Annotated in this window: 20 protein-coding genes; 7 read left to right on the top strand and 13 right to left on the bottom strand. The window is 47.5% G+C overall.

Annotation, left to right across the window (positions count from 1 at the left end; translation table 11 throughout):
* Positions 1-33: 33 nt before the first annotated feature.
* Positions 34-549, bottom strand: a complete 516-nt coding sequence (locus D8Y20_RS01810; RefSeq protein WP_121541316.1) for a Spy/CpxP family protein refolding chaperone — start codon at positions 547-549, stop codon at positions 34-36.
* Positions 550-765: 216 nt separating this feature from the next.
* On the opposite strand from D8Y20_RS01810, the gene D8Y20_RS01805 reads away from it, so the two are divergent.
* Positions 766-1,455, top strand: a complete 690-nt coding sequence (locus tag D8Y20_RS01805; protein WP_121541315.1) for a response regulator transcription factor — start codon at positions 766-768, stop codon at positions 1,453-1,455.
* Between the two features lie 22 nt (positions 1,456-1,477).
* Complete coding sequence (locus D8Y20_RS01800; protein ID WP_121541314.1) at positions 1,478-2,860, top strand: ATP-binding protein; 1,383 nt, start codon at positions 1,478-1,480, stop codon at positions 2,858-2,860.
* Positions 2,861-2,914: 54 nt separating this feature from the next.
* Here the strand turns inward: D8Y20_RS01800 and D8Y20_RS01795 are convergent, their stop codons facing one another.
* From D8Y20_RS01795 to D8Y20_RS01755, 9 genes are all read right to left on the bottom strand, one after another.
* Positions 2,915-3,511: a porin family protein gene (locus tag D8Y20_RS01795; RefSeq protein ID WP_201265495.1), complete on the bottom strand. Its 597-nt coding sequence runs from the start codon at positions 3,509-3,511 to the stop codon at positions 2,915-2,917.
* A 116-nt stretch (positions 3,512-3,627) separates the two neighbouring features.
* Complete coding sequence (locus tag D8Y20_RS01790) at positions 3,628-3,831, bottom strand: hypothetical protein (RefSeq protein WP_147434004.1); 204 nt, start codon at positions 3,829-3,831, stop codon at positions 3,628-3,630.
* A 112-nt stretch (positions 3,832-3,943) separates the two neighbouring features.
* Entirely contained in the window at positions 3,944-6,661 is a 2,718-nt protein-coding gene (locus tag D8Y20_RS01785) for a valine--tRNA ligase (RefSeq protein WP_121541312.1), read from the bottom strand.
* Between the two features lie 157 nt (positions 6,662-6,818).
* Positions 6,819-7,499 (bottom strand): DUF2461 domain-containing protein, encoded by a 681-nt coding sequence (locus D8Y20_RS01780; protein WP_121541311.1) that lies wholly within the window; start codon positions 7,497-7,499, stop codon positions 6,819-6,821.
* A 122-nt stretch (positions 7,500-7,621) separates the two neighbouring features.
* Entirely contained in the window at positions 7,622-8,041 is a 420-nt protein-coding gene (locus D8Y20_RS01775; protein ID WP_121541310.1) for a PilZ domain-containing protein, read from the bottom strand.
* Position 8,042: 1 nt separating this feature from the next.
* A complete protein-coding gene (locus tag D8Y20_RS01770) occupies positions 8,043-8,489 on the bottom strand; it encodes a DNA polymerase III subunit chi (RefSeq protein WP_236075184.1) in 447 nt (148 codons plus the stop codon).
* Positions 8,482-9,195, bottom strand: coding sequence for a phosphatase PAP2 family protein (locus D8Y20_RS01765; protein ID WP_236075183.1), 714 nt, complete (start codon positions 9,193-9,195; stop codon positions 8,482-8,484). Before D8Y20_RS01765 ends, D8Y20_RS01770 begins: the two co-directional genes overlap by 8 nt.
* Before the next feature lie 357 nt (positions 9,196-9,552).
* On the bottom strand, positions 9,553-11,982 hold the full coding sequence (locus D8Y20_RS01760) for a GspE/PulE family protein (RefSeq protein WP_121541307.1): 2,430 nt from the start codon (positions 11,980-11,982) through the stop codon (positions 9,553-9,555).
* Positions 11,983-12,022: 40 nt separating this feature from the next.
* Positions 12,023-13,762, bottom strand: a complete 1,740-nt coding sequence (locus D8Y20_RS01755) for a FimV/HubP family polar landmark protein (protein ID WP_121541306.1) — start codon at positions 13,760-13,762, stop codon at positions 12,023-12,025.
* A 301-nt stretch (positions 13,763-14,063) separates the two neighbouring features.
* On the opposite strand from D8Y20_RS01755, the gene alr reads away from it, so the two are divergent.
* The 3 genes from alr to D8Y20_RS01740 are packed head-to-tail and all read left to right on the top strand — an operon-like array spanning position 14,064 to position 16,391.
* Positions 14,064-15,185, top strand: coding sequence for an alanine racemase (alr, locus tag D8Y20_RS01750; protein WP_121541305.1), 1,122 nt, complete (start codon positions 14,064-14,066; stop codon positions 15,183-15,185).
* Positions 15,185-16,135, top strand: coding sequence for a folate-binding protein YgfZ (locus D8Y20_RS01745; RefSeq protein WP_121541304.1), 951 nt, complete (start codon positions 15,185-15,187; stop codon positions 16,133-16,135). The genes alr and D8Y20_RS01745 overlap by 1 nt, the downstream gene beginning before the upstream one ends.
* Entirely contained in the window at positions 16,128-16,391 is a 264-nt protein-coding gene (locus tag D8Y20_RS01740) for a hypothetical protein (RefSeq protein ID WP_121541303.1), read from the top strand. The genes D8Y20_RS01745 and D8Y20_RS01740 overlap by 8 nt, the downstream gene beginning before the upstream one ends.
* A gap of 27 nt (positions 16,392-16,418) precedes the next feature.
* Here the strand turns inward: D8Y20_RS01740 and malQ are convergent, their stop codons facing one another.
* Positions 16,419-17,894: a 4-alpha-glucanotransferase gene (gene malQ, locus D8Y20_RS01735; RefSeq protein WP_121541302.1), complete on the bottom strand. Its 1,476-nt coding sequence runs from the start codon at positions 17,892-17,894 to the stop codon at positions 16,419-16,421.
* A 197-nt stretch (positions 17,895-18,091) separates the two neighbouring features.
* On the opposite strand from malQ, the gene D8Y20_RS01730 reads away from it, so the two are divergent.
* Positions 18,092-18,439 (top strand): zinc ribbon domain-containing protein YjdM, encoded by a 348-nt coding sequence (locus D8Y20_RS01730; protein ID WP_121541301.1) that lies wholly within the window; start codon positions 18,092-18,094, stop codon positions 18,437-18,439.
* A gap of 128 nt (positions 18,440-18,567) precedes the next feature.
* Here the strand turns inward: D8Y20_RS01730 and D8Y20_RS01725 are convergent, their stop codons facing one another.
* Positions 18,568-20,265 carry a glycoside hydrolase family 57 protein gene (locus D8Y20_RS01725; RefSeq protein WP_121541300.1) on the bottom strand — a complete coding sequence of 566 codons (1,698 nt, stop codon included), beginning with the start codon at positions 20,263-20,265 and terminating at the stop codon, positions 18,568-18,570.
* A 94-nt stretch (positions 20,266-20,359) separates the two neighbouring features.
* Positions 20,360-21,619, bottom strand: a complete 1,260-nt coding sequence (gene glgC, locus D8Y20_RS01720; protein WP_121541299.1) for a glucose-1-phosphate adenylyltransferase — start codon at positions 21,617-21,619, stop codon at positions 20,360-20,362.
* 130 nt (positions 21,620-21,749) lie between these two features.
* On the opposite strand from glgC, the gene D8Y20_RS01715 reads away from it, so the two are divergent.
* Positions 21,750-23,381 (top strand): alpha-D-glucose phosphate-specific phosphoglucomutase, encoded by a 1,632-nt coding sequence (locus tag D8Y20_RS01715; RefSeq protein WP_121541298.1) that lies wholly within the window; start codon positions 21,750-21,752, stop codon positions 23,379-23,381.
* Positions 23,382-23,421: the final 40 nt, after the last annotated feature.

Raw genomic sequence — 23,421 nt, 5'->3', positions numbered from 1 at the left:
ATGCAGGACGTTTTCTTTACACAGCGCTATGCCTTATTTATTGCAACGGCGATCATCAGGGCCACGGCGTCCGTCGCGACCACCCCACTTGCCTTTTTCTTTGCCACCCTTACGAAAATTTGATCTCAATGTAGCTTCCTTTTCACGCTGTTCGGGTGTCAGGATAGCGTAAACCTGAGCGCGCGATTCACCGCGGTGCATCTCCATCTGTTTCACCAGTTCCGCTTTTTCATCGGCCAGTTTGGCAACTTCTGCACGATAATCTCTGGAACCCGGATTTAGCGCATGCATGGCATCACGATTCTGGCGCATGGCCTCATGAATACTCTTGCCCGATTCACGGTTCTCACTGCGAATCTGTTTCACCTGTTGCCGCTGTTGATCACTTAAGTTCAGCTGTTCAGCCATACGCTGCCCGTGACGATCACCATCCGGTGGGCCGTCTGGATATGCATTCGCCATGTTGGCCGATGACATCATCAGCATGGCCGCCAAGGCAAATACAATGGCTCCTCTGTTATTTGTCATACCCTTATTCATTCGTTTCATGCTTCACTCCTTTGCTTGCATTCATTTCTATTCATCAACCAATCTGATCTGCCTGCTGAACAGATACCGAATACTCCATCCTTTTTCGCAATAGAGATCATGCTTATAGCAAATATTGTGCAATGAAATGTAAAGATGTGTAAAACAGGCTTCCCGCCTGCTCTTTTCATGGCATCATAGCGTTATGACAGATGATCTATCAATAACCCTACTATCATGACCATACTGCTGGTGGATGATGATCGAGAACTATGCGATCTAATGAGCCGGTTTCTGAGCTCAGAAGGTTTCGACGTGGCTTGCGCGCATGATGGCGAAGCAGGTCTGGAGAGATTGATGCTGGGTAATATTGAATTGGCCGTGGTGGATATCATGATGCCAAAAAAATCCGGCATGGATCTCTTACGTGAGCTGCGCCAGAGCTCGAATGTGCCGGTGATCATGTTAACCGCCCGTGGTGAAGATATGGATCGCATCCTGGGTCTTGAATTGGGAGCCGATGATTATATCCCTAAACCGTGCAATCCCAGAGAGCTGGCCGCCCGCATCAGAGCCGTGCTGCGGCGTAGTGGCCCGCAACAGGAACAGCAACAGAACAACAAGCTCCAACGCCTGTTTGGAAGCCTTGAGTGGCAACCGGAATCACGCCTGATTCTTGAACATGACAAGGTCATCGAACTGACCGCTACAGAATACAATATTCTTGCCGAGCTGATGCAACATGCGGGTACCGTAGTCAGCAAACAGCAATTAAGCGAAAACGCGCTGGCCAAACGGTTTGGCCCATTCGACCGCACACTTGATGTGCATATAGGTCATTTGCGTAAAAAACTTGCCTCTACCAATAATCAGGAGCCGCGCATTAAAACCGTACGTGGTGTCGGCTGGTTATTTATCCCGACATGATGCAACCGCATAGGAAAACCTGATGCGCCTGTTCTGGAAAGTATTTCTACTACTGTTATGCACACTGCTTATTACCGCAGCCATCTCCAACTGGCTGGGGGAAAAGTGGCGTGGTGAAAATCAACTGATTGAGTCCCGATTGACACAAATAAGCAGTATGGGAGAAACCGCGGTCAGCCTGTTTGAAGCGGAGGGAGCTGCCAGCTACCAGCGCTGGCTGCGCCATGATATGCGCAGCCGACATGGCTTTGGCGCTCTGATCAATAGTGATGGCGTAGATATACGTGTGTTTACCCGCTCAGGCCGCCGCCCACCGCGCCCCTTGCCCGAACATCTGACTGTGCTGATTGATCAGGCTCAAACCACCCACCATCAGATCACCCTGATTGAACCACCGAGACTTGCCCTTGCCCTGCCACTGCAAGGTAACAACGGTAACTATGTCTGGGTAGCCAGCACCATGCTCTCACCCGATGAGATGCGACAAACCGGTAGCAATATGAAACTAATACAGTTGCTCATTGCGCTATTCACCATCACCGCTGTAAGTATGTTGCTTACCCGCATGCTGACCAGACCGATTCGTAGTCTGCAAACCACCAGCGAACAATTGGGGCACGGAGAGCTCAATGCCCGGGTGGAAGCATCGGTTACCAAGCGCAACGATGAACTGGGGGATCTGGCCCTTACCATCAATCAGATGGCAGATCGCCTCGATGCCCTGATCAATAGCCATAAACAGCTATTGCGCGATATTTCACATGAGCTGCGCTCCCCACTTGCCCGACTCGAGGTTGCGCTGGAATTGGCACGCAATGAAGCCGGAGGCAAAGCCGATGCAGAGTTGGATCGCATTGGACTGGAAGCCGATAGAATCAATCAGTTAATCGGAGAAGTGTTAACGCTGGCCCGCTTTGAGCAGGGCGGCGTTAATCTTGAGGTGGAAGCCCTACAACTCGATGAGGTGCTTGATGAGATCATCGCAGATGCCTGCTTTGAAGCCCGAACGGCTGGTAAAGAGGTCAACTGGGACAAAGGCCAGGCATGTTCCATTCAGGCCGATCATCTATGGATTGCCCGCGCTTTCGATAACGTCATCCGCAATGCCATTCGCTATACAGAAAACAGTGTCGATATTGCCATGCACGTCAGCAGTCAATCCGCCACTATTCTCATACGGGATCACGGTCCGGGTGTGCCTGAAACTGCCCTACCCCAACTATTCGAACCCTTTTTCCGGGTATCCGATGCCAGAGAGCGCGATAAGCAAACAAACAGCAGCGGCTATGGTCTGGGGCTGGCCATCGCCAGTCGGGCTATCGCCCTGCAACACGGCACTATTCATGCCACCAATCATCCGGAAGGCGGTCTGCAAATCGAGATAGAATTGCCTTTTTCTTGCTAAAAAAAGAGGGGGCATTCGCCCCCTCTCGGTAAAACTATTGTACGTTTATCAGACTTAGAAGTGCATCGTTAGCGTACCAACTGCACCCCATATCTTAACTTTTTGGTTTACATCTACAGTCACATTGCTCCAATACTGCATCCATTCGCCACCCACAGAGAGCTGATCGTTAATAGTGAAATCACCACCAACGCCATAGCTAAAACCCGTTTTTGTGTTCGATCCGCTCGTACCGAGAGCAGGTGGCATTATTACTTTATGCTTTGCCGTCGTAGCACCTAGCATGGCATAAGCACGAAAATCCTGAGATACAGGATACTGCAACTTAGCCAAATAAGAAAAGAAATAGTCAGCTTTCTGATCTATTGTACCAGCTACTGAACCAGCAAAAATGGCACCTGCGGGATACGATTGGTCACCCTTGCTAGTTGTACCAACACGCAACTCTGCGCCGATATAGTCATTGGCATCGACACCAAATTTGGCATAACCGCCGAATACGGTGTTCTTTTGGTTAAAATTGACACTTGAGTCCTTCGCCTCAAGACCAAAGACACCAAGACCCACACCCGCATATGGTGTGAAATCCTGTGCCTGAACGGTGGCGCTGCCTACCACCATCATTGCCGTAGCAATAAATACTCTTTTCATACTTCCTCCGAAGTCTATCTTTATAAGACTGAATAGATTTCTATTCTGTGTATGATTAAATAGCTTATAATCCGAATTTGTCAACGTGAGCCAGCGATTCACGCAAGGCATGTGTGTCAATTCGTCACAGCCTCAGCCAAGGTCCCGGACTTGGCCTTGCCATCGCAAACGTGCCATTGATTGCATTGCATGGCAGCACTATCACTGTCTGGCAACCATAGTGACGGTGATTTGCTCGCATCCATTACTCTTCCCATCATGATAACAGATCGCTTGTAAATCTCTTCAGCATACAACGACCACAAGTCATACACTCGCATCCGGTTAAACTCCCCCCCCTCCTTTCCAACTAACCGGATGCCACTATTATCCATAACAAAAAAAAGAGGCGGCCAAAGCCACCTCTCTTTTTATTAGCAAGCGTGTATCGATTTAAAGCTTGTTCAGACTTTCCAGACCAGCATTCATTTCAGTATGCTTGGCTTTCAACTCTTCGAGCTCTTCCTTCACTTTGGCAACCACGTCTGCAGGAGCATTATCACAGAATCGTGCATTGCCCAATTTACCTTCGCGCATAGCAATATCTTTATCGAGTTTAGCGATGTTTTTCTCTAATCGTGCCACCTCTTCTTCGATATTGACCAAACCCGCCAGCGGCAGATAGACCGTTGCATCAGGCAATGGCGCTACAGCAGCACCTTCCACTTCTGCAGCTGCATCGAGCCAGTTAATGGATTCCAGACGCGCCAGACTTTTCATCAATTTTTCATGCCCATCCAGATCAGAACGCATTGCGGCAGCACAAGCGATTTCAGCTTCAATACGTTTACCCGGATTCACATTCATTTCACCACGAATCGAACGAATTGCCGACACCACATCAATCACTTTGCGAATACGACGAACAGCACCGGCATCGTGATCTTCACGCGGATCATGCCAGGTCGCTGTCACCAGACGCGCATCAGCACCATGCAACTCCTGCCACAATGTTTCAGTGATGTACGGGCAGATCGGATGCAATAGCTTCAACCAGCCTTCAAGAGCAGTCAGCATGACAATGCGTGTTTCCGTTTTGGCAGCGTCATCATCGCCATACAGAGACACCTTGGCTGCTTCGACGTACCAATCGCAATAGGTACCCCAGATAAAGTTATACAGGGCCGAAGCTGCTTCATTGAAGCGATATTCCACCAGGGCCTTGTCCACTTCAGCAGCGGTGCTGTCCAGTTCCGCCAGAATCCAGCGATTCACATCCAGTTCCGGGCGAATAGAAATATCAGGTGCTGCATCTTCACGGTTCATGAACACAAAGCGTGCCGCATTCCAGATTTTATTCATGAAATTACGGTTCGACACAATGCGTTCTTCATCCAGTTTTACATCACGACCCGGTGTGGCCATATGCGCCAACGTAAAGCGCAATGCATCTGCACCATATTTGCCGGTCATCTCCAACGGATCAATCACATTACCCTTGGATTTGGACATTTTCTGGCCTTCAGCATCACGAATCAAGGCATGAATATAGATATCCTTGAATGGTACTTTGCCGGTGAATTTCATACCCATCATAATCATGCGGGCCACCCAGAAGAAGATAATATCAAATCCGGTCACCAGTACATTGGTGGGGTAAAACTGATCCATCTCAGGCGTTTCATCCGGCCAGCCCAGCGTGGAAAATGGCCACAAACCGGATGAGAACCATGTATCAAGTACATCCTCATCCTGTTTGATATTGTTGGAGCCACAACCCTGGCAACAGTCAGGTGTTGCACGGCTCACACTGATATGATCGCAATCGCTACAATACCAGGCAGGAATACGATGACCCCACCACAGCTGGCGTGAAATACACCAATCCTGAATATTGCGCATCCATTCAAAATAGGTCTTTTCCCAATACTGCGGCACAAAACGAATCTCACCATCTTCCACCGCTTTAATGGCAGGTTCAGCCAATGGTTTGATATCCACATACCATTGATCGGTCAGATACGGTTCCAGTACAGCGTGAGATCGATCACCACGACCAATCTGGTGCGTATGCTCTTCGATCTTGTGCAACAGCCCTTCTGCATCCAGATCAGCCACCACATGTTCACGTGCTTCAAATCTGTCCATGCCACGGTATTTTTCTGGCACCATCTCATCATCAAGCATATGCGCTTGTGGTGTCAGAATATTGATCAAGGGCAGATCATGGCGTTTACCAACATCATAATCGTTAAAATCGTGTGCCGGTGTGATTTTCACACAACCCGTACCAAATTCAGGATCGACATAGCTATCGGCAATCACAGGAATCGTGCGCCCGGTTAAGGGTAGAATCAATTCTTTACCGACCAGCTCTTTATAGCGTTCATCATCCGGATGCACCGCAACAGCCGCATCACCAAACATCGTTTCAGGACGCGTAGTCGCTACAATCACATGTTTGGAAGGATCATCTGCATGCGGATAACACATATGCCAGAAATGGCCCTTCTCCTCTTCATGCTGTACTTCCAGATCAGAAACAGCGGTTTCCAGAACCGGATCCCAGTTGACCAGACGCTTACCACGGTAGATCAGCCCTTCTTCATACAGACGCACAAACACTTCTTTCACCGAACGTGACAGACCTTCATCAAGCGTAAAACGTTCACGCGACCAGTCGCATGATGCACCGAGCTGTTTCAGCTGATTCACGATGGTGCCGCCGGACTCTTCTTTCCACTCCCACACACGATCGAGGAAACGTTCACGACCCAGGTCGCGACGGTGTACGCCCTCTTTATCCAACATGCGTTCAACCACCATCTGGGTGGCAATACCGGCATGATCCGTGCCCGGCTGCCAAAGGGTAGATTTACCCTTCAAACGCTGCCAGCGAATCAATGAATCCTGAATAGTAAAGGTAAACGCATGGCCCATATGCAGGCTTCCGGTCACATTTGGTGGCGGAATAACGATACAGTATGCATCATCTTTTTTATCTCCGGCAGCAGTTTTTGGACTGTCTGTTTGCAGGCCATTCGCCTTTGGACTGTTTGATCCCGACTTGTTCGCCTTCGGGCGAAACGCATCCGAATTCAGCCACTGGTCATTAATGGCAGGTTCAACCGCCTGCGGATCATATGTTTTAGCTAGCTCTTGCTGGCTCATAAAGTGCTTCCTCGAAATTTCTAAGTCTATCAATCTATCAAAAATGTATCAGCGCATGCTACGTCTCGCCACTGCTCGGGCAACCAGTGATAATTCTACTTTGCACATTGCCTAAAACATCCAGTCTAAAAGAGCAAAACACAGATAGAAGATCATCTCAACAGGGTAATCGCATCGCCTTGCAGAGGAATTGCATCATGGGCAGGCCTGCTTTAAAATAGTCGCAGACAATATCTGCAAAGTCTTCCTGCTCAATCAAGGCCGGAGCTATATCACTGATGGCGATAAAATCCTTACGCCGGAGATCCTCAATCATGGCATGATCCTTAGGAAATCCGCGCGGAGCAGTTTTGAGACTTTCCCCTGCCAGTGCAAACCAGCGGCTGAACTGTGCTTCATCACGCGCATCATACCATGCCTGTGGACGATCAATGATGGATTGACGAATCAATGCCAGCGAGTCCGATGGCGGATGCCAGATGCCCACCCCAACAAAACATGAGGCGCTGCTGATATGGACATAGAAACCAGGTGCATGCACATCCTTGCCCACTTCATGACGAAACTGAATACCAATATTGGTTTTGTACGGTGTTTTGTCTTTGCCAAAACGGGTGTCGCGATGCACACGCATAAGTGAGCCGCCCATCTTGCGACTGTCAGCTCTAAAGTGCGGAGCAAACGCGGGCAATTGTTGACCAACGGCCTCAATGAATGCCAAAGCAGGTGATCTTACAGCATCCTCATACGTTTGTTTATGATCAGCAAACCAGTCACGGCTATTATTATCCGCCAGCTCCTGCAAAAAAGAAAATGTATTGGCGCTAAAATGATTCATTGTTTCTCAACTCCCCAAAAGCTTGGTTTATCGTACATTTGCGGGAAGCTCACAATGGCATCCGACATGCGTTATTCAATTAAAAAAGCAGCACGCCCTGATCGCCACAATGAACCGTAACTTCAATGTCCGTCAAAGTCGGCGGCATATTGGCTTATCCATTCACAAGCAGACTCTTCTGCAGACAGATTGCGCCCCTCTTTAAGAGCCTTTTGACGATAACCTTCAATATGGCACACCTGCTCCACCATTCGAGCGCGAAAGCGACTATCCTCATCAAGAAATTTCACACCAATTTCAAAACCCTCACCTTTCACCTGTCGCCAACAAACCACACAGGCCGCTTCAAAAGGAGGCTGAACATTTGGCACATTGATCATTAAGATCGTGCCATCTTCAAATGCAACATTGGTCTGAAAGGCCACCCCTCCTTCTCCAACGTCAGACATGGATAGGTATTTCAGTTCCTTATCCGATTGTAAAAACACATGAATGGGCACATCCACAGGATGACGAATAAACGCTCTGCGCTCATCACTCATATCAGCCTCCTTTACCCAAATAAGTAGGCTCCAAACCCATCTGCCTATAGGTACGAAAGCGTTCTCGTGAAGCCTGTTTCAACTGTTCATCCCAGCCATCCACAAAATCTACAAGATGTGTAAAACCAGACACATCCGGCGGCACTTCCAAACCACCGTTCACCAACACCGCCGGTTGGTTATCACGATGAATGGTTGTTGATAATAGAATCGGCTGTTGGCTATTTGATTGCACATCATCAGAGGCAATAGCGTGGGCAAGAAACGATTCAGGATGTATCGTCCACAATCGTTCATCCAGTTGCGCTGCAAAAGCATCATCCGGGCAGAGAATCAACAGATGCGGAGTCAGGCGCGCACGCCTGAGCAATAATTTACAAATACCCTCAATCCGATCAGGCATCTCCAGCAGTTCAAAATGTACTTTTACTTCATTGTCTTTAGCCAAGTTTGCCCTTCCATACATGCATCAGAACAAGCAATGCTGCCACCGGCATAATAAGTGCCAACGGTTGTGCCGTCGAGGGTTGCATATGATAACCCAACCCCAACACAGCAGCCTGTACGGCAACAATAAAACCCGGGGTTTTCCAGCTCCATTGAGACGCCTGCCAGCTCTCTATCGGCCAGCATTTCGACCAACGCCAGAACAACCACATGGTAGCCATACCAAGCGTTAACCCTACTGCCACATCAATAGGGAAATGTACGCCCCCATAAATGCGACCAATCGCTGCCAGTACAAACAACGCCGCAATAGCCCAACTTCTCAAATCAAATCGCGACCAGATCAGAAAGGCCAGCAACACCATAACACCATCGGAAGTGGAGTGACCGGATGGGAAGCTGTGACTGGTCAAACTATGTCCCAGCACATGCACATTATCTAAGATTGCAGGCGGCCGTGGCATATCAAAGATACGCTTCAATAACTGTGCAAACAGACCTGAAACAATAAATGCCAGCATGGATGCAATGCCCAACCGCAGATGAAATAACATCACCAGCGAACAGAGCAGTGCGATCACCAGCCCATCACCCAAACCACTCACCACACCAAAAAACATATCACCGACTGGTGAATGCGCATCATTGATCAAGCGGAATAGGAAATAGGAATCAGTGGCTGTTTGCATGCTCGGGACACTACTCATCAATCTAAACGGATGCTACGACATCGCTATACCAAGACAGGGTCATCGCATTAGAAAAACCCTAGCGTCACTATCGTTACCCACTATTTTCACCGCAGAGTTACCCCAGGGCACCTTCTCTCTCGCAAACTCGATTCACCTTGCCTCAAAGTTTCGCAAAGTAAGTCAAAGACTACTCTTGTAAAAAATAGAGATCTGCATCAAATCGCTATAGAGTGGTTTATACAGGTAAAACCCAACACATTAAAATATAAGGGTTTACTTTGCGTACTTCGCGGTAAATGCTTTTAATACTTTAATGCAATGCCCTATATGTCATTGCGCAAGGTATGCCAGAGAATCGCCGCGCCTTGCTGGTTAAATCACTGAATAGATAAAGTCGTTATAATCAATGACGCCATCAGCGGCCAACTTCAGTGCCGACTGTGATTTAGGCAGCATACCATTCTCTGAGGCAATGCGCTGCATCTCCTGCCCTTTCACACCATCGTGAATGGCCTGCCTTACCTTCTCATTGACGACAAGAAACTCATAAGACATCACCCGTCCAGCATAACCGGTTTGATTGCAATGCTCACAGCCTACAGCCTTATACAAATGGTCAGGTTTATCCAAACCGAGATCGGTTATCATGGTAAAGGCAGGATCATCTCTGTCCAGCTCAGCCCGACACTCCATACAGAGTTTTTTGAGCAAGTTCTGGCTAATAACACCAAGCAATGCAGGAGCGATGAGATAGTTCGGAATACCCAGATCATTCAAACGAATAATGGTATCAACAGCAGAGTTGGTATGCAGGGTGGAAAACATCAGATGGCCGGTAAGCGCTGCTTCAATGCCTATTTCTGCCGTTTCAGGATCACGCATTTCACCAATCATAATAATATCAGGATCGTGTCTGAGTACATTGCGCAGAATACGGGCAAAGGTCATGCCGATCTTGCTGTTCACCTGAATCTGATTGGCATCATCGATTTCTGATTCAACCGGATCTTCAATGGTTAAAATGTGGGCAGGCAGATGTGAAATTGATTTTAGCAATGCAAACAGCGTGGTTGATTTACCGGAACCGGTCGGGCCTGTTACCAGCACTAAACCATACGGTTTGCGCGCCATAATCGAGAGCTGATGCATATCCTTTTCACGTAAGCCAAGCACATCCAACTCAACAGCCATCTCTTTATTTAATACACGCAGCACCAGTGATTCACCAAAGGTGTTAGGGATACAAGAAACACGAAATTCATATTTATGCTTGCCATCGCGCAACTGCAAACGACCATCCTGTGGCATGCGCTGCTCGGCTATATCCATACCACATAGAATCTTGATTCTGGCGGAAATCTGTTTGCATAAGCCCTTATCCAGCGCACTATCTGACAACAGTTGCCCATTGAGTCGATATGCCAGAATAATTTTCTTGGCCTGTGGTAAAATATGGATATCGGATGCTTTTTTTCTAATACCATTGCGAATAATACGATTCACCAAACGCACAATAGGAGCATCCTCAGCAGACTGGGTGATCTCCAGCTCATTCATCGGCTCATCCGAATCGACATCCTCGCCTTGCAGGAACTCACACGACAACTCTTCATCCGCCAAATCTTCTGCAAGCAATCCGGCTATAGCACTCTTTAGTTGTGACGATTTCACCATCACTTCATGCACTTTTTTACCAGTCTTAAAGGTTATTTGATCATACGCTTCCAACCCCATCGGATCTGCCAGCGCAATGGTCAATGAGTGTGCATCGGTATTAATCGGCATGATCTGATATTTCTCAACCACATCCCGGCCTATTTCAGTACCCGCCACCGGATTGACTTCATAGGTGTCCAGGTCAACTGTGGGCAAACGAAACTTCTTCGCCAATGCCGTTAGCAGTTCATCTTCGGTAATCACCTGCGAGCTGAGTAATACTTCACCAATACGCATGCCACGTACTTTTTGCTCATCCAGGGCAAACTTCACATCATCTTCAGTAATTAACCCGGCCTCCACCAGAATTTCACCCAAACGCATTTTTTTCCGGCTCTGAATGGCCAGTGCCTTATCGATATGTTTATCCTGAATTTTCCCTTTCTCGATCAGAATATGACCAAGCTGCTTTACCTCCGGATTGGCCGACTGATGATCCAAGGCCTCCTGCACATCACCCGCTGTCACCAACTCCTGATCAACAAGCAGATCACCCAACTTCATGCGCTGCTGGTTCTGTAAGGTCAGGGCATGATCTACATCACGATCCTCCACCTTTCCCAGACCTTTCAACACATCACCCAATGAAGGCATGCTTTGCGACTGTGCTTCCAGAGCATTTTGTAACTCTTGAGAATTGATGCTGTGCTGATCAATCAGTAGATCACCAAGGCGTTCCGGTTTTTCCTGATAACGGATGCCATGATGATAAAAAAACATACGTTCATACGGAAAGCTATCGTCTCTGCCAACGGCAAAAAAACCGGGGGTATTGGACATGGCAGGAGATGCATAGATTTCAAAACTATCAAGATTAACTGTGATTATTTTCAACGCATCCAGATGCTGTGATTTATTTGAATGTTCTACAGCCACATCATCTGCATGATGCAGCCCGATATAGACAATATCTTCGATATCCAGTTTTCGGGAGCCACCTTCCTCAGCTTGAGCCTTATCAAAAAAATGCAATGTATTCATGATCGGTGAGAAACCGAGCATATGCCCTTCAAGCATCTCTCCATTCATGAGATTTATGGTGACATCCTGATGCCGATTCACTTTACGAACTGATGCTTGCACCATGTTCTTTACCTCACAACCATCAATATTTCACCGTCAATACCTAAGCCGATTGCTGCGTGTCATCTGATGATAGCGAATCACCAAAACACGCATTCCAGACATGCGTCGGTAGAAAATAACAAAAACGTTCCCAGCGTGCCTCATCAGAGCGTTCACTGAGCTGATTGATCAAGGCATTCCTTTCATCAAAACGGGCTGTCTCATGATACAATTGCGCTTTTAATGCCGATGCTTTGAGAGAATCAGGGCTTTGGCTATCCACCTTAGTCAGAAGCTGTTCGGCTTTTTCATAATGGCATTGGCCCAGCTCTTCCTCTATCTGATTGAGTAAACCTGTTACGTCGTCAGATAGAGAGTCCGCTTTCGGGTCAGCATGTTTTCCTTCATCATCGCTATCGATAGTGCTTCCTTTAGCAGCAGTATCTGGCCTGGCATGCTGTCGATCCTTCATCGCCACGACTTGACGACGATGATCACTATCTACCCCATGATCCTGCTCGCCAGTGCGTTTAGGCGATTCATAAGCCGCTGATTTATCCGGACTTGTTTTCCGTTGCATCATCAACATCAGAAGCATGCAAATCAAGGCCACTAACAGAACAACAATCAAGATAAACTGCCAGTTCAACCATGATGACTCTTGAGCCGATAATGCCTGAGTACGGGTCTTGATCATTTCGATATCTTTTTGCATGCGATGAATGTCAGTTTTAACACCCTGCATAGATAAACTCAGTGTAGATATCGTTTCATCCAGTGACGTCATTTGCAGTTTACCATTCATCATCACCTTATGAAGACTCTCAAACTGTTGCCCCATATCCGACCTTAACTCCGACACCGCATTGAGAGCATGCACAGTTGAGGGATCATTTAATGCGATTTTTCCACTATAACGTAAGCCATGATCAACAGGAGCAGCAGCTTTCACAGCTGCAGAATCAGTTTGGGCACTGGTTTTTACCCGCGATTTTGTAGCTGAATGTGTCCCTTGCATCAGCTTGGAAATCTTCTGCATTGATTTGCTTCCACCATATTGTTCAACCACGTCTGCTCGTGGTACTTCCAGCCAAGCCCCCTTAATTAAACGATTAATGTTTCCATCTACGAATGCAGCCCTGTTTTTTTCATACAGAGAGAGCATCACCTGTTTATTGCTGAAGCGTTTATCAATACGCAAACGATAAGCGATTTCACTCAGGGAATCGCCCGTCTGTACAGGCCCATAACGCCATGTACGAGCCCAGTCTGCCTCCATACCGGGGGAGGATTGGCTCTTTTTCAGTGATAACACCTCAAGAGGTAACAGCGGCGATGGACTACTCTGCGCACTACCCTGTGCTCTTTCGACCGGGTCCAGCATCAACTTATAATGTTTAAAGTATGTACCACGCCCTGATTTATTGGCTTTGAGAGCAATCGATAACATCGGTGCATCTATCAAACCTGTAGAACGCAATTGCACTATCGGGTGGTTTGATGACCTATTCTGAATCAATACCCGAATACGCGACAAATCAGGATGCCATTGGAGACCAAGTTGTTCATATTCTTTCGGCGTTGCCAACTTCACACGTACCGCTTTCATATCATCGGCATCATTAAGCAGCATGGGAATATCAGCTTTCAAAGCTTGGTTCAAATGGCTGGACAGCGAAAGAGCACCAAAACCCAACGCTTCAACGTGCGCCGGTGTGATCAGAAAAATAGTCAGCAATACAATAAACAAGCGACTCTTAACGCCCGACAAAGGCATCATTAAAGCATGCATAGCATTCATTTCTGACCCACGAAATCATTCAACATGATATTTCCATTTTCCCTGCACCCCCATGCTTATCTACTACAGTAACAACGCACACTCAGACAATAAGCAAATTTAATACCAATACACACCACAGGCCTACATGCTGGATATCAATCATCTCTATGCAGGCATACAGCTTGAAGCACTGATTAAATTCGTTCAGCCTTCACAGCGTTTTAACCTGATCTTCAACAGACTGGTCAACCTGGCGTCAAAATATCGACACAAAAGTGGAGTATAATATCATTTTATTTCAACACCGATTAAGCTTGATATGAGCCCTACCGAAGGAGCCTCTTCAACAGCCCCTGTGATCAGCAGTCGAAGTGCTATCGCACAAATCAATCATGGCCATCTATTGCACAATTATACCCTGCTCAACATACAGGCCGGCTCTACTGATATCATGGCTGTAGTGAAAGCCAACGCCTATGGTCATGGTATGGAAAGCATTGCCACAAGCTTACACCTTGCAGGCTGCACACACTTTGGAGTAACCGATGCACAAGAAGGATTAGCATTACGTCAACACCTGACGATGCAATCATCGACACATCACGCTGATATCACACCGCTTTCCGGCCTTTTTAGCCAGCATGATGCTAGCCTGGCATGCCGGGCTAACTTAAGCCCGGTCATCACGGAACCTCAACACATCTGCTGGCTTCAAGCCGCTGATTTTCATGGCCATGTGTGGATCAAAATAGATTCAGGCATGCATCGCCTCGGTGCGATTGACCCGGCAGCTTTGATATTACAATGCAGAGAAGCAGGCATCAGCATCTGTGGTCTGATGTCACACTTAGCCTGTGCCGATGAACCTGAGCATCCAATGAATCAACTTCAACTTGAAACGTTCATACAATGCTGTGAAACGATTGCACCAGAGTTACCCCGCTCTTTGCTTAACAGTGCCGGCATGATCTCAATGCCCGAACACCACATGGATGTCGTACGCCCGGGTATTGCACTCTATGGCATTGAACCCGTAGCAGGAAACACGCTGGGACTGAAGCCTGTGATGACCTTGCTCGGCAGTATCATGCAACTGCGTGATATCCCGGCCGGTGCAGCAATCTCCTATGGAGCAACATTCATTGCCCCCAAAGCCATGCGATTAGCCACCGTTTCGCTCGGGTATGCCGATGGCGTACCACGCGGTTTGTCGGGAATTGGTTCAGTCTCTATCAACGGCATAAGCTGCCCCATCATTGGTCGCATCTGTATGGATTATAGCATGGTTGATGTCACGCATATGGATGCTGCATTAGGTGATCTTGTAGAATTTTGGGGAGAACAACACCCGGCCAGTGCTATAGCATCACAGCTGGATACAATCAGTTACACACTATTCACAGGCGTAGGAGCGCGTGTTCAACGCGTAAACGGTATTTAATGAACAATCATATTCCGACCATTTCCAAAGCAACAGCAGAGCGTATAAAACAATCATATATCATATTCAAAGATAGCTACTGGTCCGTACTCAAGGCCTCAGGCCCTACTATACGTGAATATCTGCAAGGCCAGATCACCCAGGACATGGACAAACTGGGTGCCCGACAAGCCATCCATAGTGCGCTGTTATCACCACAAGGCAAAGCGGTCTCGGTAGTCTATATTCTCTCAGGACACCATGATGAATTGATTCTACTCACACCTACATCACACGCTGTAGAAACCGTTGCACGATTACGTCAATTTGCACTTGGTCACCAGCTACGCATAGGTGTTGTAGATAGCCTTGCCGTTGCTGCCGTGTATGGCACTCATGCTGCAGATGGCCTGAAAAATTTCGGCCTTACAGCGCCCGATACAAACTGGCTATCTCAATCCAGCAAGGCGGGTGAAGATAGCTTTGCCATAGCAATGCAGCACAGCCCCAACGCATATTGGGCCATCACTGCAACAACAGCGATTGATAAAAGCAGTCACCATCAGACTACAACGGACGAACTGGAAGCACTGCGTATTCAGCATGGCTTCCCTCAATTTGGCATGGAATGGGATGAACGTCTGCATCCCCTCAACGCCAACCTGGTTGAGTTTGACGGGGTGGATTTCAAAAAAGGCTGTTATGTTGGGCAGGAAGTAACCAGTCGCATGCATTGGCGCGGCGGCATTAAAAAGAAACTCTATCGTGTACAGCTTGATGCCAAGCCCGTAGAGCTACCCTGCCCTATTCGCAGCAGTGCCAATATCGGCGAACTAAAATCTGCCGCGATGGATGACAACGGCATCTGTTTTGGCATTGCACTACTACCTATTGAAGCTATAGCATCTGATACCAAGCTCACCTTAGAGAACAACACAAACATCACCATTTTGGAGGCATGTCATGCCTGATGCATTTATCTGGTATCACGCCAATGAGAATCAGGAACCCGCCCTGTTAGACTGGCTTGAGAAGGTAGAAGAACAGGCCGATGTACGCGGCAAATTATTCATCCGCAAAGAGAAGGATAAAACCACGTTCATGGAAACCTATACCGATGTATCCAGTGCCACGATCAATCGCATCGAGAAGCTGGCCTCCACTCAAGCTCTATTCGCAACCATCCACAGACAATGCGAAAGCTTTGTTGAAGTCAGTAACAACTAATCTCTCTGCTACCTGCCACGCGCTTTACTACGTGCGTTGCGTTTCCTTATTCAGGAGAGCCGAACGCGTCCAGCATACTGCATCTGAATCCGGCAGCGATGACAAACGCCATGACCAGTTATTTGCCAGTGTCCCGGGCGTGTTGAATTTCGCTTCTGTGCCCAACGCCAACAAATCCTGCATCGGAATCACAGCAAGCTCAGCTGGAGAAGCCAGTGCCGACTCAATCAATGCCCATGGCATATCTTCAGCCTTGGCGTCGAGTATCTTCAAGGCATGATCGCGCACATGCTGTTCGGATGACTCAAACCAGCCCATGGTAGTATCGTTATCATGCGTACCTGTATAGACAACAGCATCTTCACCAAAGTTGCCCGGTAGATATGGATTATCTGCATCACCACCAAAGGCAAACTGTAAAATTTTCATTCCCGGTAAACCAAAGGCTTCTCGAAGGGCCGTCACTTCATCCGTGATAATGCCAAGGTCTTCTGCAATCAAAGGCAGCTCACCAAGCTCCTGCTGCAATGTTTGTAACATTGCTTCACCAGGTGCCGGACGCCACTCTCCAACAACACCATCCTTACTGTCACCCGGAATTGCCCAGAAGGCTTCCAGAGCGCGAAAGTGATCGATACGCAGCATATGCATCAACTCCAGCTGGCGAGACACTCGTCGCACCCACCAGGAAAAACCATCAGCCTGCATCTTATCCCAACGGTATAGCGGATTACCCCATCGCTGACCTGTTTCAGAAAAATAGTCCGGTGGCACACCCGCCACATCCAGACATAGCCCCTTCTTATTCAACGTGAAAAATTCACGCCCAGCCCATACGTCTGATGAATCATGCGCCACATAAATCGGCAAATCACCAAACATCTGAATACCACGAGATTCAGCGTGCGCTTTCAGTGCATGCCATTGCGTATCAAAAAGAAACTGTTCAAACACAATCTGTTGAATCAGTTCCGCATGTTCTTCACAAGCAGCCTGCAAAGCTTCCGGCTCTCTATCACGTAGAGCACCAGGCCACTGCCACCATGCAAGATCATTCAAGGCTACTTTCAGCGCAGCAAATAGTGCATAATCATTTAACCAATAAGCTTGTGTCGTTTGAAAGGTATTCACACGCTCTTTTAGCACCGGATTATTTTCCACTTCCGACCAAAACATCTGGCCAGCCTTATCACGCAGCTCTTTATGCTGTTTGGCTGACATTTCACCACCCAACAATGCCCCGTCCAACCAGCCTTGTGCAACACAATCACGCAGATCAAGCATCTCTGCATTGCCAGCAAAAGTAGAGAGGGATTCATACGGCGAACCATGACCATGCGTTGGGCCTAATGGCAAAAACTGCCAAACACCATATCCTCCACCAGCTAAATCATTGATAAAATCGTGTGCTTCTTGACCCAGCACGCCTTTATGAAAAGGACCGGGAAGCGAAGTAATATGTAACAAAACTGCTGATTTGCGGCGATCAATCCATGCACTCATTTGTCATCCAAAATTTAATATTTTATTTGGTATAATTAGGAAGCAAGACAATAACAGCTATTTAATTTCATCGCCAACACATCTATTGCCATCACAACAGTTAGTATTTGCAATTGAACCCTATTCATTCGACACTACGCACCTATTTTACTGACCCTTCATCTATAAAGGTGACAGTTAGTCTATCGAGGTGATCCATGTCCACACTACCCAATTGTCCAAAATGTAATTCCGAATATACTTACGAAGATCGCGGTATGTTTGTCTGCCCTGAATGCGCTCACGAATGGACAGCAACGGATACAGGTGAAGCTGAGGAAGCTAGTGGGTTTATTGTACGTGATGCAAACGGCACCCAACTAGCCGACGGTGATACCGTTACAGTGATCAAGGATCTGAAAATCAAAGGCTCATCTTCAGTGGCAAAGGTTGGTACTAAGGTTAAGAATATTCGTTTGGTCGATAGTGATCACAATATTGATTGTAAAATACCGGGCATCGGCCAGATGGGACTCAAGTCGGAGTTTGTCAAAAAAGCCTCATAATATGTAGCACTTATAGAACAACGAAAAAAGGCGATGCAAGATGCATCGCCTTTTTTCGTTTAATTTTCCAAGCTTATTGTTTTTAAGCTAAGCTGAATGATTCAGCATCTCCTTAAGGAAATATTGATTTAGGAATCAGCTCCGCCACGACGCATGGTTCCGCCACCTTCAGCATCGCCACCACCACGAGAAATATCTTCATCCAATGAGGCTGGTGCAATACATCCCAGCAATTGATACAACTTTTTCAAATGACGACGGTAGAGCTGATCGAAATCACGTACAGCAGCGCCCGGATTATAATCACCGAACCACCAGCACCAGTCAGAACCTTCACAAATACGCAACTGCTCGGTCGCATCAGCCTTTTGCTCAGCGTTCAATGCATCAGCATGCGCATCAAAGGCCTTTTTGGCATCAATCAACAGCTCCCATGCACGTGTTTTAGCACGATCACCAATCCAGGTGGAGAGGTTGCCATACACCCAGGAACCAGAGGTCAACTTATCCAGTTTGTCAGTTGCCGGACTTGCCGCCAGATAGTCGCTAAAGGTAGTAAGATTATAATCTTCATGATCTATAATGGATTGGTACAGTTGCGTTAAAAATGGCAGTGCATTTTCATGGTAATGTTCCCATGCATTTTCACCATCCATAATAATAGAGACAACAGGTGCCTCCATGCCCTTGGTGCGGTGATGAATACCGGCTAACTCATGCATGAAGTTATTGATCGCGTCCTGACAATCCCAGCGAGAATATTCAAAACCAAGCAGATCTGATAAGCGGTCATCACGGAAGAAACAGGTGATTTCCTGATCACCGTCACCCACCAGCCATGGATGGTACAGATCACGGTTACCCTGCTGTTCACGAATATTGAATTTCATGGAGTGATGCAAGACTGATTCACCTGTAGCACACCACTGGAAACCGGATTCACCCAACATAGCTAGCGTATCTTTCGATACTGCCCCTTCAGCCGGCCAGCAACCGGCTGGCACACTACCAAATCGCTCTGCATGATGGGAACGGGCCAGATCAATATGATCCTGAGCGCGTTCACGCCCGCCCGGATATTGCTCGGCTGGAATTATAGCATCAGGTACTGTCTCAAGCGCTGTATTGAAATCCAGCATCAATGGAATAATCGGGTGCGCATAGGGTGTAGTCGTCAATTCCACCTGACCCGATGCAACCAGATCCCTGTGCATGGAAGGAATTTCCGCCAACAACGATGCAATCAGGGTCAACAGATCACGGCGATCCTGATAGGTGAAGCCTGTACCCTTTTCAATCAAACGCCGCGCCACAAAGTTACGCTGACGTACTGTTTCACCCAGCCATGCCAGATGATACCAGGTCACCAGATCCGAATAAAAACTTTCACCCAGATACTCTACTGCATCATGGCTCTTGGCATGTTCAGCCATATTCCACAAACGTGAAAAGTCCGGATAACGATGCAGGTTTCGCTCATGGTTTAAACGAAAGCATGATTCCAACAGATATGCATGATCTTGCTGCTGTAATTGACCCGGCTTATGCGCCAAAGCAGCCAATAACGGATCATTCAAATCATGTTGTGTACCATTGAGATAGTCACGCAGATGTTCTGCATAATCTTCAATCTGAGCCACCAGAGAAGGTACATAGTTAATTACAGCCTTTGCATCAGGTATCTGAGATAAAATCTCAGCCATATCGGTATAATCTTTCATAGCATGCAGGTAGACCCATGGCAGGTGATAACGGCCTGTATCAGCTTCGCGATAAAACGGCTGATGCATATGCCAATAAAAAATAACGGACAGTGGTTTACTCATTGTAGCTCCTCGCTGGTTTTGATGCAGCGCATCGTATAAAAAAACTTAGGGCTGTATAAAACAGCCCTAAGATGAAAAATATGTTAAAAATCGACTATAGTTCGTGTAACTTTTGACCAAACATTTCAGGTGTAACCAATACAACACCGCCTTCAGACACATTAAAGCGCTTGGCATCTTCTTCCAGGTCTTCACCAATCACGGTGCCCTCTGGAATAATGGTGCCTTTATCAATCACACAACGTTTGAGTCGGCAGTTCTGGTTGACCGTAACATCCGGCAACACCACTGAATCTTCGACAACCGAATAGGAGTGCACACGCACATTTGAAAACAGTACCGAATGACGCACAACCGCACCGGTGATCAAACAACCGCCGGAGACTAAGGAATCTACAGCCATGCCACGTCTATCGTCAGTATCAAAAGCAAATTTTGCAGGCGGCAGTTGATCCTGATTGGTCCAGATCGGCCAGTTTTCATCATACAGATTCAAATCCGGATTGATCTCGGCTAAATTGATATTGGCATCCCAGTAAGAGTCAATGGTTCCGACATCTTTCCAGTAACCTGAAGCGCTGGTATTGGCATCCAGGAAGGGGAATGCAAAAGCGTTGTCATGCTCAATGGCATGCGGAATCAAATCGTGTCCAAAATCATGCGTTGATGTTCCATTACTAGCATCTTCAACCAGACGCTCGCGCAAATACTGGGCAGAGAAGACATAAATACCCATTGAAGCCAATGATTGTGCTTCGTCACCGGGCATGGATTTAGGACTGTCCGGTTTTTCAGCAAACTCGACAATGCGTGACTCATCATCAATAGCCATCACGCCAAAGGCTTTGGCCTCTTCCAAGGGAACAGGAATACACCCAACGGTAATGTCTGCACCCTTAGCCACATGTGCAGCAATCATTTTACCATAATCCATTTTGTAAATATGATCCCCTGCCAGAACAATCACATATTCAGGATCATAATGACGGATAATATCCAAGTTTTGATACACTGCATCGGCGGTACCCGCATACCAGCCTTCACCCATACGCTGCTGAGCTGGCAACACTTCAACAAACTCACCAAATTGCCCTGACATGAACGACCAGCCGCGCTGAAGATGACGCTGCAAAGAATGCGACTTATACTGAGTAATTACCGAAATACGGCGAATACCCGAATTGATACAGTTAGACATAGGGAAATCAATAATTCTAAACTTACCACCAAACGGCACAGCGGGTTTAGCACGCCAATCCGTCAGTTGTTTAAGGCGAGAGCCTCTCCCTCCAGCCAGAACCAGTGCAACGGTATTGGCTGTCAGTGTACTAATGTTTCGCTCCATCTGTGGCATTACCTTCCCCCATGTTTTTATATCAACATATTTCCGAAGCGCACACTACCATCATACGATGCTGTTCGCCATCTGGTTATAAGATGCAGGTTCCGCTAGTATGCCGCCAGTTAGAGAGGGGATTCATTGCATGTCACTTAACACTATTTCAACTCAGCCATTTGATGGGCAGCGACCAGGCACATCAGGCCTACGAAAAAAAGTAAAAGTATTCCAGCAGCCACATTATTTAGCCAACTTTGTACAGGCCACCTTTGATTCCATTGGTGATTTTTCAGGCCAGACACTGGTTGTTGGTGGTGACGGGCGTTATTTCAATCGCGAAGCTATTCAAATTATTATAAAAATGGCAGCGGCCAATGGCTTTGCTAAAGTACTCGTAGGCCAGGGTGGCATTCTTTCCACACCGGCTGCATCTTGCGTGATCCGCAAATACAAAGCCTTTGGCGGCCTGATCCTTTCAGCCAGCCACAATCCTGCAGGCCCGGATGAAGATTTCGGCATCAAATACAATATTGGCAGTGGTGGCCCGGCTCCCGAAGCGGTTACCGAAGCTATCTTTGAACGCACAAGCGACATCTCCCACTATCTCATTGCCCAATGCCCGGATATTGATCTGGATAAACAAGGCAGCTTTGAGCTGGCCGGCATGCAGGTTGAGGTGATTGATCCGGTAACCGATTACGCTGATTTGATGCAATCGCTATTCGATTTTGATGCCATTCGCGAACTACTGGCTGGAGAATTCTCCATGGTCTTTGATGCCATGCATGCCGTGACAGGCCCTTATGGCAAAACCATTATCGAAGGCATATTACAAGCGCCTGTTGGTACCGTAATCAATGCTGAGCCAAAAGAAGATTTTGGCGGTGGTCACCCCGACCCTAACCTGACCTACGCACATGAGCTGGTAGATATTCTATATGGTGACAATGCACCTGCATTCGGAGCTGCATCTGATGGTGATGGCGATCGCAATATGGTGCTCGGCGATCACTTCTTTGTCACACCAAGTGATTCTCTTGCTGTCATGGCTGCCAACGCCACCTTGGTTCCAGGCTATAAAGATGGTATCTCAGGTGTAGCGCGTTCCATGCCCACCTCTGCCGCTGCAGACAGAGTTGCTGCAGCACTGGGAATCGATTGTTTTGAGACTCCAACCGGCTGGAAGTTTTTCGGCAACCTTATGGATGCCGGTCGCGTTACGCTGTGCGGTGAAGAATCATTTGGAACTGGCTCGGATCATGTGCGCGAAAAAGACGGCCTATGGGCTGTACTGTTCTGGTTAAATATTCTTGCTGTACGCAAAGAGTCTGTTGCATCGATCTTAAACGATCACTGGCAACGCTTTGGTCGCAACTATTATTCACGCCATGATTACGAAGGTGTCGATTCAGCTGCTGCAGAACAAGTACTACAAAATGTGCGCGACCAATTCACAACCCTACCCGGCACTGAACTGGCAGGGCGCCTGATCAAAACCTGTGATGACTTTGCCTACACCGATCCTGTTGATGGCAGCATCAGCAAGAATCAGGGTGTACGTATCCTCTTTGAAGATGGTTCACGCATTATTTTCCGTCTTTCTGGTACAGGCACCAGTGGAGCCACCATTCGCGTCTATCTGGAATCCTATGAAGCTGACAGCGACAAACATGGGCTCGATGCACAAGATGCTCTGGCTGATATGATTACTGCTGCCGATGCTATTTCTAAATTGCGCCAACTCAGTGGCCGCGATAAACCCACAGTCATCACCTGATCACAATGCATGCAATGAAATCAGAACACCTTTTCAATAG

This window comes from Mariprofundus sp. EBB-1, assembly GCF_003665155.1.
Classification (GTDB): Bacteria; Pseudomonadota; Zetaproteobacteria; order Mariprofundales; family Mariprofundaceae; genus Mariprofundus.
The sequence above is the reverse complement of the archived record's forward strand: the minus strand, read 5'-3'. Positions and strand labels throughout refer to the sequence as shown.

What these genes read in the sequence shown, in the direction of transcription:
- D8Y20_RS01785 (WP_121541312.1), bottom strand. Translation starts at nt 6,661, where the DNA reads ATGAGCCAGCAAGAGCTAGCTAAAACATATGATCCGCAGGCGGTTGAA.
- D8Y20_RS01780 (WP_121541311.1), bottom strand. Translation starts at nt 7,499, where the DNA reads ATGAATCATTTTAGCGCCAATACATTTTCTTTTTTGCAGGAGCTGGCG.
- D8Y20_RS01800 (WP_121541314.1), top strand. Translation starts at nt 1,478, where the DNA reads ATGCGCCTGTTCTGGAAAGTATTTCTACTACTGTTATGCACACTGCTT.
- D8Y20_RS01745 (WP_121541304.1), top strand. Translation starts at nt 15,185, where the DNA reads ATGAACAATCATATTCCGACCATTTCCAAAGCAACAGCAGAGCGTATA.
- D8Y20_RS01810 (WP_121541316.1), bottom strand. Translation starts at nt 549, where the DNA reads ATGAAACGAATGAATAAGGGTATGACAAATAACAGAGGAGCCATTGTA.
- D8Y20_RS01730 (WP_121541301.1), top strand. Translation starts at nt 18,092, where the DNA reads ATGTCCACACTACCCAATTGTCCAAAATGTAATTCCGAATATACTTAC.
- D8Y20_RS01775 (WP_121541310.1), bottom strand. Translation starts at nt 8,041, where the DNA reads ATGAGTGATGAGCGCAGAGCGTTTATTCGTCATCCTGTGGATGTGCCC.
- D8Y20_RS01765 (WP_236075183.1), bottom strand. Translation starts at nt 9,195, where the DNA reads ATGAGTAGTGTCCCGAGCATGCAAACAGCCACTGATTCCTATTTCCTA.
- D8Y20_RS01790 (WP_147434004.1), bottom strand. Translation starts at nt 3,831, where the DNA reads ATGCGAGTGTATGACTTGTGGTCGTTGTATGCTGAAGAGATTTACAAG.
- malQ (WP_121541302.1), bottom strand. Translation starts at nt 17,894, where the DNA reads ATGAGTGCATGGATTGATCGCCGCAAATCAGCAGTTTTGTTACATATT.
- D8Y20_RS01795 (WP_201265495.1), bottom strand. Translation starts at nt 3,511, where the DNA reads ATGAAAAGAGTATTTATTGCTACGGCAATGATGGTGGTAGGCAGCGCC.
- glgC (WP_121541299.1), bottom strand. Translation starts at nt 21,619, where the DNA reads ATGCCACAGATGGAGCGAAACATTAGTACACTGACAGCCAATACCGTT.
- D8Y20_RS01755 (WP_121541306.1), bottom strand. Translation starts at nt 13,762, where the DNA reads ATGAATGCTATGCATGCTTTAATGATGCCTTTGTCGGGCGTTAAGAGT.
- D8Y20_RS01760 (WP_121541307.1), bottom strand. Translation starts at nt 11,982, where the DNA reads ATGGTGCAAGCATCAGTTCGTAAAGTGAATCGGCATCAGGATGTCACC.
- D8Y20_RS01805 (WP_121541315.1), top strand. Translation starts at nt 766, where the DNA reads ATGACCATACTGCTGGTGGATGATGATCGAGAACTATGCGATCTAATG.
- D8Y20_RS01715 (WP_121541298.1), top strand. Translation starts at nt 21,750, where the DNA reads ATGTCACTTAACACTATTTCAACTCAGCCATTTGATGGGCAGCGACCA.
- alr (WP_121541305.1), top strand. Translation starts at nt 14,064, where the DNA reads ATGAGCCCTACCGAAGGAGCCTCTTCAACAGCCCCTGTGATCAGCAGT.
- D8Y20_RS01740 (WP_121541303.1), top strand. Translation starts at nt 16,128, where the DNA reads ATGCCTGATGCATTTATCTGGTATCACGCCAATGAGAATCAGGAACCC.
- D8Y20_RS01725 (WP_121541300.1), bottom strand. Translation starts at nt 20,265, where the DNA reads ATGAGTAAACCACTGTCCGTTATTTTTTATTGGCATATGCATCAGCCG.